A 14,096-nucleotide genomic window follows, 5' to 3' on the forward strand; every position below is an offset into this window, starting at 1 on the left:
CTTTCTGCTATTTTAGATAAAAAGAAATTTCATGATGGAAGTTAAAAATATAAGATCACTTCAATGAGAAGCATCCAACACAGACTTTATTTGGGGCATTCACTTATTATTATCATTAAAGTAAATGTACGTTTCTTATTTTAAAAAAACATAGATATTTTTTAAAATCAAACAAAAAAAGAATATAATTTTCTTTCACAAAGGGGAGTAACATGCGATTTTTATTTTTATTAATCTTATCAGTTTCAATTGCAGGCTGTAGCTCGTCTCATTTAAGACCTACAAAAATGTATAGTGGTGAAATTAAACCAAAAAGTGAATTAGCTATGGTTTATATCGATTGGTTAGGTGCTGGTCAGTATTTTAAGGCGGGTAGTTCCATAATATATGAAGTTAATGATCAAAAGATGTCAGAAAATAAATCTCTATTTGGAAGTACTCAGTTAGTAAGTGTGAATCCTGAAGAGTTAAATATAAAGGTACACTCATTAATTGTAGGTCGTTTTTTAGATACATATAGAGGGTTTGAAGCTTGGAATGTCTATACTCCGATTCCGCCTTTTAAAGCAGATGCAGGAAAAATATATATTTTATGTCCTCTTGAAAAAATAAGTAAGGGCCCTGAGGATATTAAATTTAATGTTCACATATACCCCTTTACACAAGATGAAATTATACAAAATAAAGGCATGACAGATTTTATCGTACGCCCATGTGAAACCATTAAAAAATTAAATCAAAGACATTAAAAATAAATAATTATTCCACGATACTTCCCTCATATAGACTTAACCAAGTAGTAAAGGCTAAGTCCATATGAGTTCTTTTGTTACAATATTACTCAACCATAATATCAAATTATAAAATAAATACTAATTAAGAAACAATCGTTCCACTAATTAACGACTCGCCATCAAACTTTCAATTTCTTCAACGGTTTTGACTACATTTTTCGTCAAAACCAATGGTCCATTTTCAGTCACAACAATATCGTCTTCGATACGAATCCCGATACCTCGCCACTTTGCATCTACTGTTTCATCATCAGGTGCAACATATAAACCGGGTTCAACCGTAACCACCATACCGGCTTTATAAACACGCCAGTCTTCGCCAGTTTTATACGCGCCAACATCATGCACGTCCATACCAAGCCAATGTCCTGTACCATGCATAAAGAATTGACGGAATGCTTCGCTTTCTACCAGCTCATCTACATCACCGCTCAATAAGCCAAGATCAACCAAACCTTGAGTTAATATCTTTACAGCAACTTCATGTGGATATTTATAATGATTGCCTATACGGGTTGCATCAATTGCAGCAATTTGTGCATCTAAAACAATATTATAAAGTGCCTTCTGTTCAGGACTAAACTTTCCACTGACTGGGAATGTACGGGTAATATCCGATGCATAGAACTCATATTCACAAGCAGCATCAATCAAAACTAAATCGCCATTTTTTAAAGGCTTGTTATTTTCAACATAGTGCAAAATACAGGCATTTTCACCACCACCTACAATGCTATTATAAGCAGGTACACAACCATTTTTACCAAAGATATAATTCAGTTCTGCTTCAAGCGCATATTCCATCATCTCTGGTTTTACGCTTTGCATTGCACGGGTATGCGCTTCTGCACTGATATTAGATGCAATCTGCATCAACTCAATTTCTTGTGCAGATTTTTTCAAACGCATCTCGTCAACAATACGATCCAATTGAACCACTTCTGCTGGCGCTGCACCACCACGGCGCTGTTGTGCATCCGCCTTTTGAATCCATTGGCTTACTCGCGCATCAAACTCTGAAGTTTGTCCGATACGATAATAAAGGCGTTGTTTGTTTAATAGCTTGTCGATAATTTCTTCATCAAGCAAATCAATCGCATAAGCTTCATCAGCATCATAGATTTCAATCGCACCATCAATCCCAGCACGATAGCCATTCCAGATTTCCATTTCACGGTTACGTTCACGGCAGAATAAGCTATAGCTATAATCTTCACCTTCTTCAAAGGTTTCAATGATCGCAACCGCTTCTGGCTCTGCAAATCCAGTTAGATAATAAAAACTACTGTCCGCTCGATATTTATAATCAGCATCACGATTACGATACATTTCTGCTCGCGTCGCAATAATAGCGATACTGTTACTTCCTATTTTCTGTGCGAGAAGATCACGGCGTTGTTTGAAATCGGCTTGACTTAGTTTCATATTGTCCTTCTGATGAAGATGAATGATTGTAAGTATCTTTATTTATAAGAGATAAAAGACAAAGTCCGAGTTAACTCGGACGATGTGGGGTAAACATTTCTACGACCGTTTGGGAATCAACAGGCGCATCTTGATTTCTGCTTTTTGCATGGAAATTTTTCAACAAAGAACTTTCACTTACAGGAATCTTGGTACGACCAATCGACAAGCTCACAGGAATTAAACGTACAAACTCATACAATTCCTGATAGCTTTCTTCACCTTCTTCATCATTATCCGAGTCTTCAAACTCGACCGCTGCAACATCTTGTAAATGTTCAATCAGCTCTTGTTCTTCTCCACGAATATGACCAGAAGCCAAACCGAAACCAAGCACAACGCCTGCACACCAATCAGCTAATGCTTGAACACGATCTACAAGTAAATGGCTATCATCTGGAAGCATTGGTAGATAATCAAGTTCATCATCTGACAGAGCATGTGCCACGTCTTCAGCTTCGTCAGTTAAACTTTCGAGTGCTTCTGGTTGTAAAACAGGCACATTTAAGGTGTTTAAGATTTGTGACCATTCATCAGAGGTCGGTGCTTGTGTCACACAAACTATACCTGTTAGTAAACCATGTAACTCACTTGGACTTGAAATTTCTTCAATCCCATCAAAATGGGCATTCCATTCCGTCCAACCTGAAATATCGTCTTGCATTCGTTTATCCAATCTCTATACTGCTGTATATATTACCTTTGATTGCAACTCTGTGCGACCTTCGTTATGTTAGAACAATTACAGCGTCTACAAGCGCATATTGGTGTTTTAAAAACGCGCTTACACCATTTTGAGCGAGAAAATACATCGCTCACTGAGGCTAAACAATTAGCTGAAACTGATCATCATGCACAAATCGTGCAAAAAAATAGCATCATCACGCAAAAGCAGGAAGAAGTTGATAACTTAACTGAACAACTGACTCAGTTACAAGATCAATTTAAACAACTGAATACTGATGCGACAACTTTAGCTGAACGTTACAGCCGTTTAGAAAAAAGTACCACTGATCTTAAAAATCGTTTCCAAGAAATCTTGGCTGAGCGTAATGATTTACGTGTTAATAAAGAAAAATTACAAGCACAACAGAGACACAGTCAACAAGAAATCCAAGACTTACAGCAGGATCGTGATCGATTATTGCAAAAGAATGAATTGGCAAAATCTAAAGTTGAAGCCATCATTCAACGTCTTGCCATTTTAGGCACCGCTCAAGATCAACACGCACAAGAAATTCAGCAACTTGCTCACCCGAATGCTGAAACACAAGAGGAGATTTGATCATGAGTGAAGCGATCGTTGTTGAGCTACGTTTAATAGAACAAACTTTTCGTCTCAATACAACTGAAGACAAGCGTGAAGAATTAGAGCGTGCTGCAGAATTACTAAATCAGAAGTTTCATGATATGCGTCGTAATGCACCGCGTGTTGAACACAACAAACTTGTGATCATGGTTGCTCTACAAATGGCTCAAGAAGTGTTCAGTTTGAATAAGTCTTTGCAAGAATATGCACACTGCGAACACTTACTCCAAACGATTTTGGAAGATGTTGAACAAACTGTTGAGTAAAATTGCACAAAGCCCCATCAATTAGTAAGTATCTTTACAGATATGTGGTCTGCAAACATTGCCATCGTGTAAAGATCAGTTATACTAAAACTGTCTCTAGGGTGTTCGCCAGTACGTCTAGTCCCCTGCCGATACTTAAATTTATGGATGTGTTCTGTATATTTTGAGTGTATGCCTGCCTTGAGTAGGAAACCCGTTAAATATGCGTCACCTCCACCTTGAACTCATCGGGTTCAGGGTAACGACCATGCAGCGGCATCTCTGGAGCAATTTATTTATTATAAAAATAATCTCCTATAAAACTATAAAGTTTGAATTTCCTCAAAAATGTCTTTTTAACTGCCCTAAATTTAAACCTATTTTAAATTTTTTCATAAAAATCAAAACTTAACCATACTCCCCACCAATATATGATTGATAAAATGAAGAAATATCGGCTAGAAACGAACAGGTATTAATTTACCTTATGCTATTCTCTTCTATTTGATAGGGAGTTGTAATGTTGGCTTTATCCATTTCACTTGTATTCTTTTTTCTACTATGACATACAAAACAAGAGAAGAAGAAACTTGTTTTTATTATAGAAAATAATCATTTAGAGCTAAAAGGGAAAATTGATAAACTCCAAGAGAAACAGAGAGATATAGCACGACTTCAAATTCAACTTAAAGATCTTAAAGAAACAGTATTACTCAAAAAAAAGAGAAATAATAACATTAGAGAAAAACATCAAACTCAAATAAAAAATAAAGCACCATCAGGTGCTTTATATTGCTAGATCAATATACTGGTATCTTTCATTATATTTTAAAGCATTTATATCACTCACTCATCTTTTAAAGCACACTCATAATTCGTAGGATCTTGCGAACAACGAATCTGTTTAAGTAGCTTCATCATATCTGGATCATAATAACCTTCTTTGGTCATTTGAATGCGTGCCTCGCGCATTAAGCGCACATAACCCGGCTTATCGCTTTCATTTAAGGTCATCCAATATTTATCAGGGATGCGACCTTCAAGCTTATCCACAAAGTTAAATGCTGGTGTTAATTGTTTTGAAATGATTTCACGGGCGATTGATCCCATCCCAGCAGGAAACTTATTGCGATGCATAATTAAGGTTCCAGTGACCTGAATGACTGGAAACTTAATAATTCCACCAACAACTTTACCTGATTTGTCAGTCATACCTCGATGCAGTTCCATCGGTTCAAACAGGATTGCTGGCGCGGCCATAATATCAACTTCTTTATTATTGAATTTTGGCCCGACTGTTAATAAGTCGACTGCAACAGGCTGCGCCCCAACATTTTGAACCAGTTTCTTTTGAGTTTCATCGAATTGTAAAACCGCAATCTTCTTGCCTGCTGCCTTTGCCAGTGTATTGATATTACGATCTCCCACCATAATATACGCACCACCTAATGGCACTACGCCAACAACCTCAAAATCCTTATTAACCATTTTTTCATCAAACTTTGGGTTGGCTAAAGTTTGAATCACAGCAGTTAATTGTTTATAGGTTTGCACCGCACCAATTGCATCGATACTGCCAACAAACTTATTAAACTGTTTCGCTCTTAAATTACTGATACCTGCGCCATCACAACGTTTGCTACGGAAGTCTTCAGTTAACACACTTTCATTGGTATAAACTTTTAAAGTCACCAAAGTAGACGCTGTTTTTTTGAGCTTTGGATAATCAAAACTTAAATTCATTTGAAGATTAGATGGACGTGTCACATTCATATTCACGCCATACTGCTTTGCAATTCGCACAATACGAGGAATCTCTGTTAAATAGCTAGTCGCCTGCTCAAATGCCTCACCATGTTCGCCACTTGGGGAATACACACATAATGTCACTTGCTTGGGAATTTGATCCCAAACCTTCGGATCATTAAGCAGTTTTTTGATTTTATTCTGCGAATAGGTAGAAAGAGTTAAATCTAATTTTTCTGCGGGTGCTGCATGCCCAACATTCATTACCATTAAACTTGATGCAATCACACAAGAAGTCACTAAAGGTTTAATCAACCTTGTAAATTTATTATTTTTCATTTGCCATTCCATCCTTAGCTATTTCCCAATAGTTTTTATTCACGTTAAGGATAAAGCATAAAAATAGAATTGACTGGTTTCATTTTGATGATGTCAATTGAGTCAAAAATAAACGTGGCTCTACTCTCAATTTATGAGAATAGAGCTAAAACAAAAAGGATTATGATTTATTCAATCGCAACGCATTAACTACCACAGATAGCGAACTTAATGACATTGCAACAGCTGCGAACATTGGCGTAAGTAATAAACCAGTGAGTGGGTAGAACAAACCTGCGGCAACTGGCACACCTAATCCATTATAAACAAATGAGAACGCAAGGTTCTGCTTCATGTTTTTCACACCTAGTTTTGCCATATGTACAGCATGTGCTACGCCTTGTATATCGCCTTTCACCAACGTCACTTGTGCAGTTTGTTTGGCAATATCTGTTCCTGTACCCATTGCAATGCCGACATTGGCTTGAGCAAGTGCGGGTGCATCATTGATACCATCTCCTGCCATTGCAACCACTTTACCTTGTGACTGTGCTTGCTTCACAATTTCAAGCTTCTGCTTCGGATCACAATTGCCAAATACCTGTTGAATACCCAGTGCAGCTGCAACCATCTGTGCATTTTTCTCATGGTCACCTGTCGCCATGATCACATCAATCCCATCTGCATGAAGTTGATCAATCACGGATTTGGCATTTTCCTTAATCGCATCATGAATCGACACATAAGCAATCAATTCTTGCTCAGACATTAGGAAACTAATGACATCACCTTGAGATCGTTTTTGGTCTAGCTCTTGGATCAACTTTTCGCTACTAAACGTCAAACCGAGTTGTTCAACTAATTTTTGACTACCTATATAGAGCGCCTTACCTTCTATCGTGCCTTTTACACCAAAGCCTGTAACATCTTCAAAATCAGAAACATTCAACAATTGATCTGAATCAACAAGTTTGGTGAGCGTCTGGGCAATGGGATGTGTTGAATATTGTTCGATTGATGCAATCCACAACTCGATCTGACTTTGGCTATACACATTTGATAACGGTTGAATCTCTTTTAAACTTGGCTTACCCTCAGTCAATGTTCCTGTTTTATCAATGATTAAGGTATTCACCTTGCTCAAAGATTCAATTGCTTCTGCATCTTTAAATAGTACCCCTTTCTGTGCGGCACGACCCGTTGTCGCCATCACAGACATTGGTGTTGCCAAGCCCAAAGCACACGGACAGGCAATAATCAGTACAGCAACAGCACACATCAATGCCAAATCAAATTGGGCTTTGCCGAACATCATCCAAGCGATAAAAGTCAGCACACTAATACTTAATACAGCGATCACAAAATACTTCGCCACAACATCGGCAATACGCTGTAAAGGCGCTTTGGAGCGTTGTGCATCAGCTACCGTCTGAATCATTTTGGCGAGCGTTGTATTGGTTCCAACTGCCGTAGTTTTAATACGAATCGAACCTTGTTGATTAATCGTACCGCCAATCACTTGATCGTCCTTTTCCTTTTTTACTGGAACAGGTTCACCTGTCATCATCGATTCATCAACATAGGTTTTGCCATCAACTACAAGACCATCCAATGGAATCTGCTCCCCAGAAGAAATCTGTAAAATATCGCCTTGTTTAATCATGGCAATATCGACTTCTTTGACTTGATCATTTTGAACAAGTTTGGCTTTGGCTGGTTGTAAGCGTAACAATGCTTTTAACGAGTTTGCAGTTTGTGAACGCGCTTTAAGCTCTAGAATTTGCCCGAGTAAACTCAATGAAACGATCATACAGGCTGCTTCATAATAAACAGCGACACCATGTCCAGTTTTAGCTTCAACTGGAATGAGTGATGGGAAAATCGTTGCAACCACACTATAAATAAATGCAGCGAGTACACCGACACCAATCAAACTCCACATATTGAGATGTCCAGTTTTATAAGACACCCAGCAGCGCTGTAAAATTGGATAACCTGCCCATAACACTACAGGCAAACTTAAAATCAATTCGATCCACGGTTGAATATGCGGAGAAATAAAAGCATGAATATGCGAACCCATTGCCAAGATCATCACCAACAAACTAAGTGGCAATGTCGTCCAAAAGCGCTTACTAAAATCAACTAATTCAGGATTCGGCCCATCATCTAAAGTAGGTTGCATTGGCTCAAGCGCCATACCACAAATTGGGCACGTACCAGGTCCCTTCTGCACAATTTCAGGGTCCATTGGACAGGTATAATCCATATCCATTGCACCTTCAGGTACAGGACGCTGATCAGGTGGAATAAGATAAAACTCAGGATCATTGTTGAATTTATCCAAACAAGATGGATTACAGAAATAATAAGTTTTATCCTGATACGTTGTTTTTAGATCAGTCGTGGTTTTAACTGACATCCCACAAACAGGATCAATCTCTGTATCTCCATCAGCAACTTGATGTGTATGCCCGCCACCACAACAACTAGATTTTTTTCCTTCAGGTTGCGCTATTTGTGACTTTTTTTCACCTCCACAACATGAACTTTTCTTTTCCTCAGTTGGCTTTGGTTCACAACAAGAAGATTTTTCCACAGATGCAACAACAGGCTGTTCTTTTGACGTTCCGCAGCAACTTGATTGTTTCTGCGGCTTTTCCTCAGCACAGCAAGAAGATGACGTTTTGTCAGTTTGATTTGCTTTTAAATAAGCATCTGGCTGCGCACTAAATTTCTGTTGACAACTTGCTGAGCAAAATAGATATCGAATATCTTGGTAGTCAAAATAATACGATGATGTTTCAGCAACTTGCATACCACATACTGGATCAATATATTCATACACAATCGCTGTTTTATTACCAGAGCAGCATGATGACGTTTTTTGATGTTCCACGACAACACCTATCTTTTCTTTTTGGATAGGTTTAGCATAAAGTCTGTACCTAGGTACAGAGTCAAGTATTATTTTGGCAATCGATGAGGCACAAAAAATGAATCTTACTATTGGGAAATTGGCAAAATCCTGCAATATCAATGTCGAGACCATTCGTTATTATCAGCGGATTGGCTTAATGCGGATTCCTGAAAGCACCCAAAGTTATCGTTATTATCATCAACAAGATTTGGAAACATTAAGCTTTATTCAAAAAGCCAAAGATGCTGGATTGCAACTGAATGAAATTAAGGAGTTATTAACCTTAAATTTAGAAGATCGAGTAGAAGTACGTCATGTCATCGAACAGCGATTAAATAAAATTGATGAACGTATTCAAGAGTTACAAGGACTCAAACTACGTCTTTCAACATGGTTAGATGAGTGTAAAACCACTGAAAATGAATGTTGCCCGATTCTGATGGATTTAAAGCAGCAAGCAAGTACGAGCACCTAAGTTTTTTGAATTGAGGTGCTCTTGATATAACAATATATATTTAAATAAAAGACCAAACGATATTTTCATCTTGGCGTTTTAAAAGAAAGCTCGTCTGCTGATCATCCTCTACAACAATATGATGATTTGAAAACATCTTTACTTTGAGCAAAGTATTATTTTCATAAACCAAATCGTTTTTCCCCTCTTTAGTTAAGACAAGCATTTGATCCAATACAACTAAGTTTTTTGAGTCCAACATATCTTTCCCCTTGAAAGCCTCTATAAAAATGAAGCATCGTTGATCAGCTTTTGGAGTCTAGAGAAATGATTCATTCACTCTACTGATGAGATACTTTCTTTAATTATTGAAATACATGAAATTGACATCGAAACATGCTATTTCATAAATGCGGATTTTAGTTTATTTTTTAATCACAAACATCATTATTGTCTAACAGTTCACATATTTTTAAAATTAGCCGACAAAATGCAATTAAATTTAAAATATTGTTCTCAAAAGAAAACCCCATGAGATTTAGATATAAAAAAGGCTACCTCACGGTAGCCTTTTCAAGACAAGTAAATTACCAACTGACATTCACACGTCGATTTGGAGCTAAACAACCAACAAGACGGTTATTAGCTTTGTTACCCGCACATTGTTGGTATAAATCAGTTTGGCTATTGGCTTGGATTTGAATACGATTGACATCAATACCTTCATTTACCAAAAGCTTCGCTACTGTATTCGCTCGCTGTGCTGAAAGTTGATGGTTATATGAAAATTTACCTAATGGATCAGCAAAACCCGCAACTGTAATAGGACCTGTTGAATTGCTTTGCTTAATTCGCTCGGCAATTGCCGCTACAGAAATTGAACCTTGTTCGATTGCATTTGCATTTGAGCGATCAAATGCAAAGAACACGCTTCCTGATCTTGCTCCAGTTAAATTCGCATCATTTGGTACTTGATTGTTTGCACCCCACGCCATTAAGCCCTCACAAGCTTCTCCTCTCCAAGATAAGCGCTCGGATAGGTTTTTCTTGTCAAAATCTACGCGTAACTGGCAACGTAAATAATCTTGGCTATTCGGCTGGCGAATATCTAACACATAGTTCCACGTTTTGACAAAAAATACCCCTTCGCTAAATTGAGGATTACCCAAAATATATCGAATTTGGTCTTTAGTTAAACCTGTATCTAAGCGTGCAACATTGTCGTATTCGTAACGCTGCACCTGTTTTAGATAGCTTTTGTCAACAGTAGGAAATTTGATTTCCTCTTGTTGAACAACCACTTCATCATCTGCAATTGCAGTGATTGCTATCGTAGAAACCATCCCAAATACTAAAGCTTTTATCATATTTTTCATTTTTTACTCTCTTAATCTGTTGGAAGCTAGGAGAGTCAGATGACTCTCCTCGACAATGAATTAGTCGATTACACCGCTGATACCGATACGTACACTTGGATCACCTTGTGATGCTGCTGCAACACCACCTGTGATTGACCAACGTCCATTGTCAGCAGTTTTACGTAAGGTCACACCCACTGCATTTTCACCACCATGATAAGAAGCGCCTGCTGCATACGTATATTTACCTGGTACGAATGGTGCTGCCTCTAAAGCCATTGCCGCCGCAATACCCGCATTCGCACGTTTTTCTACATCATCAATACGTTGGTTTGTTGAGTAGAACGCTTGCTCTAGACGATTACTTACATTGTCAATTTTGGTATTCAATGCTTGATCTGCTTTATTTAAAGCATCTACTGCACCACCAACATTGTTGTAATCTTTACCACCTACGTTATATGTAGGATTAGTAAAGCTTTGCGTAATGTTGTCATACCCAGCTCCACCACCAAGATACTCAGCAATTTTTTGGTTCGTTGTATTCAACTGTGAACCATTTACCGCATCTTTAGAATCTGCTTTGATTGCACCATCTTTAACGCCAGTTACAACACGATCACCATCTTTACCTGCAACATTTACTGTAGTACCACCAGTATCTTTACCAACTGTGATTTCACCATTTGGTGTTTGTTGTTGAACAAGACCAGATTTACCACTGTTGATATTGTCGATATTGGTTTGGATGTTAGAAATATCACTTGTGTTTTGGTTCACTTGTTGTTGAACATTCCACAACTGACCACCATTCACAGCATCTTTAGAGCCTTGAGCAACTTCACCATCTTTTACATTACTGATGGTTGTGCCATTAGCACCACCTAATGTGATTTTGTCTTTATTTGCGTCATCGTATTTAACCGCATTATTCGCAAGCTCATTAACATTGTTATTTACATTGCTAATTGCTGTGTCTAATTGACCTTTATTCACAGCATCTGTAGCACTCGTACCTGCTGCAACATTGGTAATTTGTTTATTACCTGCATTGATTCCTTGTGTTGTTACACTCGGACCGCCTGCAATCACTAAACCAGTGTTGTTTAATACAACAGCATTGTTACCAATGTTAATGCCTGAATTGTTCAGAACAGTATCACCTGCTGCAATAGAATCGACTGTTAAGTCCTTAGCAGTTGAAACTTCATAGTTATCTGAACCATCTGCATTTTTCGTCTTATTCACAACAATGTTTTCACCATTTGACACTGTTGTTTTAGACGTGGTTGCAGCATTGCCAATTGCTTGATCAAGTGCTGTTAATGCATCACCAACGTTAGTTTGAGTACCTTGAGCCACATTATAAGTTGGGCCTGTGATCGTACCATCAGCATTTACCTTCGCATTACCACCAAGGCTGTCTACAAGTGCAGTTTGTGTTTCAACCACTTGATTACCGACAGCTTTCAATTGAGCAACGTTAACTGCATCTGCATCGGCTGTACCAGCCGCAACGCCAGTAATTTGACGGTAGATACCATTTGCAGCATCACCAACTGCGACTGCACCAGTTGTAGATGTAGTGTTGCTAATTGCAGTTTTGTCAGCTGTAGTTGCTGCTGACAATGCATAACCTGCAACACCAGCACCTGTAGTCGCTGCCGAACCCGTACCTAAAACAACTGAACCAGCAACTGTTTGAGTTACATTGTTTCCAAGTACAAAGGTATCGTCTGTCAATACTTGGTTGTTGTTACCCACAGAGTAACTGTTGCTGCCATCAACAATCGTTGGGTCACCAATTGCTCCTGAATGATCCCCATTCACTTTGTTACCAGTACCGATGCTGATAGATTGAGTACCTAATGCTTCTGCACCGTTACCAATCGCAATTGACTGAGCGCCAGCAACTTTCGTGTTGTGACCTAGTGCAACAGAACTATCTGCACCCGCTTCAACGATCGCGTTGACACCAATTGCAGTTGAGTTCAATCCACCTGCACTTGAGTCATTTGTCGTACCTAAATCACCTTTAGAAGTGTCTGCATTGGTATGGAAGAATTTCACACCTTCTGTATTCATCTTCTGAACAGTCTGAGCAATCGTCAAACGATCAGTCGTTTCTTGACCTTGCTTATCATAAGTAAGGAACAATGAGTCCTGATTTTTATTGTCTGGTTGAGTATTTACAACCTGATCAATAATGTTGACTTTATTACCATTACCATCAACAACCTCTGTAATGTTGTTGCTGATCACTTGTTGTAATTGCTCTTCAGTCGCTGCACGACCTTGTGTCGCAAAATCAGCAGCCGTTAAGTCTTTATTACTTAAGCCTTTGACAGTATTTGTCGTACTATCGATTGCAACGTTTCCAATTGCTAATTGACCAGTTGTTACGCTATCCAAAGTCAGGTCTTTACTTAAAGCAAATGCAACATTATTACCTGTCTTAGTTGCTGTTAAGTTGCTATCTGTTGGATCAGCTACACCGATGTCAACAGTATCACCCGCTTTAATTGCGCCTGCATTCGTACCATTTGTTTGTAAGTTGAAACCACCTTTAAGTGTTGTGATTTCATTACCTTGGTTCGTTACAGTCGTATTCAAGGTACTAATGTCTGATGCATTCTTAGTAATGTTTGTCGCATTTGTCACGATATCAGAAGTGTTCTTATCTACATTCTGATTCGTTGCAAATAATTGACTTCCATTTACCGCATCAGTAGAAGTCGCTGAAACATCGCCTGCTTTAACATTTGTCAATGTCGTACCAGTTGCACCAGCTAACGTCACTTTATCTTTCGCTGTTGCATCATCGTATTTAACTGCAGCATTGTCTGTCGTTGTTTGTTGTGCCGCTAAAGCATCTAACTGACCTTTATTTACAGCATCTTTAACGTCTGTGCCTGCTTCAATACCACTGATCTTGTTTGTTGATTTATCAATGATTACATTTCCAACAGTCACTTTATCTGTCGTAATACCTGCATTGTTCATCACAGTGTTGCCAGTCGTTACGCTATCCAAAGTCAAGTCTTTACTTAAAGCAAATGCAACATTATTACCTGTCTTAGTTGCTGTTAAATTACTATCTGCTGGATCAGCTACGCCGATGTCAACAGTATCACCTGCTTTAATTGCGCCTGTATTCGTACCATTGGTTTGTAAATTGAAACCACCTTTAAGTGTTGTGATTTCATTACCTTGGTTCGTTACAGTCGTATTCAAGGTACTGATGTCTGATGCATTCTTAGTAATGTTTGTCGCATTTGTCACGATATCAGAAGTGTTCTTATCTACATTCTGATTCGTTGCAAATAATTGACTTCCATTTACCGCATCAGTAGAAGTTGCTGAAACATCACCTGCTTTAACATTTGTCAATGTCGTACCAGTTGCACCAGCTAAAGTCACTTTATCTTTCGCTGTTGCATCATCGTATTTAACTGCGGCATTGTCGGTCGCTGCCAAGTCTGATGCTA

General features: G+C 38.4%; 11 protein-coding genes and 1 other RNA gene. 5 read left to right on the forward strand and 7 right to left on the reverse strand.

Annotated features, from left to right (window positions below):
• Positions 1–212 precede the first annotated feature (212 nt).
• Positions 213–749: a hypothetical protein gene (locus ACT4_RS15105; RefSeq protein ID WP_007483590.1), complete on the forward strand. Its 537-nt coding sequence runs from the start codon at positions 213–215 to the stop codon at positions 747–749.
• A gap of 150 nt (positions 750–899) precedes the next feature.
• Here ACT4_RS15105 and pepP read toward each other — a convergent pair whose 3' ends face one another.
• A complete protein-coding gene (gene pepP / locus ACT4_RS15110) occupies positions 900–2,219 on the reverse strand; it encodes a Xaa-Pro aminopeptidase (protein ID WP_007483591.1) in 1,320 nt (439 codons plus the stop codon).
• 70 nt (positions 2,220–2,289) lie between these two features.
• Positions 2,290–2,922, reverse strand: coding sequence for a UPF0149 family protein (locus tag ACT4_RS15115; RefSeq protein ID WP_007483592.1), 633 nt, complete (start codon positions 2,920–2,922; stop codon positions 2,290–2,292).
• Between the two features lie 66 nt (positions 2,923–2,988).
• Here ACT4_RS15115 and ACT4_RS15120 point away from each other — a divergent pair, with 66 nt between their 5' ends.
• The 3 genes from ACT4_RS15120 (at position 2,989) to ssrS (ending at position 4,105) form a co-directional block, all read left to right on the forward strand.
• Positions 2,989–3,543, forward strand: coding sequence for a hypothetical protein (locus ACT4_RS15120; RefSeq protein WP_007483593.1), 555 nt, complete (start codon positions 2,989–2,991; stop codon positions 3,541–3,543).
• Positions 3,544–3,545: 2 nt separating this feature from the next.
• The gene (locus tag ACT4_RS15125; RefSeq protein ID WP_007483594.1) at positions 3,546–3,833 is read left to right on the forward strand and encodes a cell division protein ZapA; all 288 of its coding nucleotides are present in this window, start codon (positions 3,546–3,548) and stop codon (positions 3,831–3,833) included.
• Positions 3,834–3,923: 90 nt separating this feature from the next.
• Positions 3,924–4,105: non-coding RNA, 6S RNA (gene ssrS, locus ACT4_RS17015), on the forward strand.
• Positions 4,106–4,658: 553 nt separating this feature from the next.
• On the opposite strand, the gene ACT4_RS15130 is transcribed toward ssrS, so the two are convergent.
• Positions 4,659–5,897: a putative solute-binding protein gene (locus tag ACT4_RS15130; RefSeq protein ID WP_007483595.1), complete on the reverse strand. Its 1,239-nt coding sequence runs from the start codon at positions 5,895–5,897 to the stop codon at positions 4,659–4,661.
• A gap of 160 nt (positions 5,898–6,057) precedes the next feature.
• The gene (locus ACT4_RS15135; protein ID WP_007483596.1) at positions 6,058–8,775 is read right to left on the reverse strand and encodes a heavy metal translocating P-type ATPase; all 2,718 of its coding nucleotides are present in this window, start codon (positions 8,773–8,775) and stop codon (positions 6,058–6,060) included.
• Positions 8,776–8,872: 97 nt separating this feature from the next.
• On the opposite strand from ACT4_RS15135, the gene ACT4_RS15140 reads away from it, so the two are divergent.
• Positions 8,873–9,271: a MerR family transcriptional regulator gene (locus tag ACT4_RS15140; RefSeq protein WP_007483597.1), complete on the forward strand. Its 399-nt coding sequence runs from the start codon at positions 8,873–8,875 to the stop codon at positions 9,269–9,271.
• Positions 9,272–9,311: 40 nt separating this feature from the next.
• Here the strand turns inward: ACT4_RS15140 and ACT4_RS15145 are convergent, their stop codons facing one another.
• The 3 genes from ACT4_RS15145 to ACT4_RS15155 form a co-directional block, all read right to left on the reverse strand.
• Complete coding sequence (locus ACT4_RS15145; protein ID WP_004880852.1) at positions 9,312–9,512, reverse strand: hypothetical protein; 201 nt, start codon at positions 9,510–9,512, stop codon at positions 9,312–9,314.
• A 325-nt stretch (positions 9,513–9,837) separates the two neighbouring features.
• Positions 9,838–10,626 carry an OmpA family protein gene (locus ACT4_RS15150; RefSeq protein WP_007483598.1) on the reverse strand — a complete coding sequence of 263 codons (789 nt, stop codon included), beginning with the start codon at positions 10,624–10,626 and terminating at the stop codon, positions 9,838–9,840.
• 60 nt (positions 10,627–10,686) lie between these two features.
• The coding region (locus tag ACT4_RS15155) for a YadA-like family protein (protein WP_007483599.1) at positions 10,687–14,096 on the reverse strand (3,410 nt) is incomplete at its 5' end.

The organism is Acinetobacter sp. NBRC 100985 (genome assembly GCF_000241225.1).
Lineage (GTDB): Bacteria > Pseudomonadota > Gammaproteobacteria > Pseudomonadales > Moraxellaceae > Acinetobacter > Acinetobacter venetianus.

Coding starts and splice junctions, on each gene's coding strand:
- pepP (WP_007483591.1), bottom strand. CDS start 2,219: ATGAAACTAAGTCAAGCCGATTTCAAACAACGCCGTGATCTTCTCGCA.
- ACT4_RS15125 (WP_007483594.1), top strand. CDS start 3,546: ATGAGTGAAGCGATCGTTGTTGAGCTACGTTTAATAGAACAAACTTTT.
- ACT4_RS15105 (WP_007483590.1), top strand. CDS start 213: ATGCGATTTTTATTTTTATTAATCTTATCAGTTTCAATTGCAGGCTGT.
- ACT4_RS15130 (WP_007483595.1), bottom strand. CDS start 5,897: ATGAAAAATAATAAATTTACAAGGTTGATTAAACCTTTAGTGACTTCT.
- ACT4_RS15120 (WP_007483593.1), top strand. CDS start 2,989: ATGTTAGAACAATTACAGCGTCTACAAGCGCATATTGGTGTTTTAAAA.
- ACT4_RS15140 (WP_007483597.1), top strand. CDS start 8,873: ATGAATCTTACTATTGGGAAATTGGCAAAATCCTGCAATATCAATGTC.
- ACT4_RS15145 (WP_004880852.1), bottom strand. CDS start 9,512: ATGTTGGACTCAAAAAACTTAGTTGTATTGGATCAAATGCTTGTCTTA.
- ACT4_RS15115 (WP_007483592.1), bottom strand. CDS start 2,922: ATGCAAGACGATATTTCAGGTTGGACGGAATGGAATGCCCATTTTGAT.
- ACT4_RS15150 (WP_007483598.1), bottom strand. CDS start 10,626: ATGAAAAATATGATAAAAGCTTTAGTATTTGGGATGGTTTCTACGATA.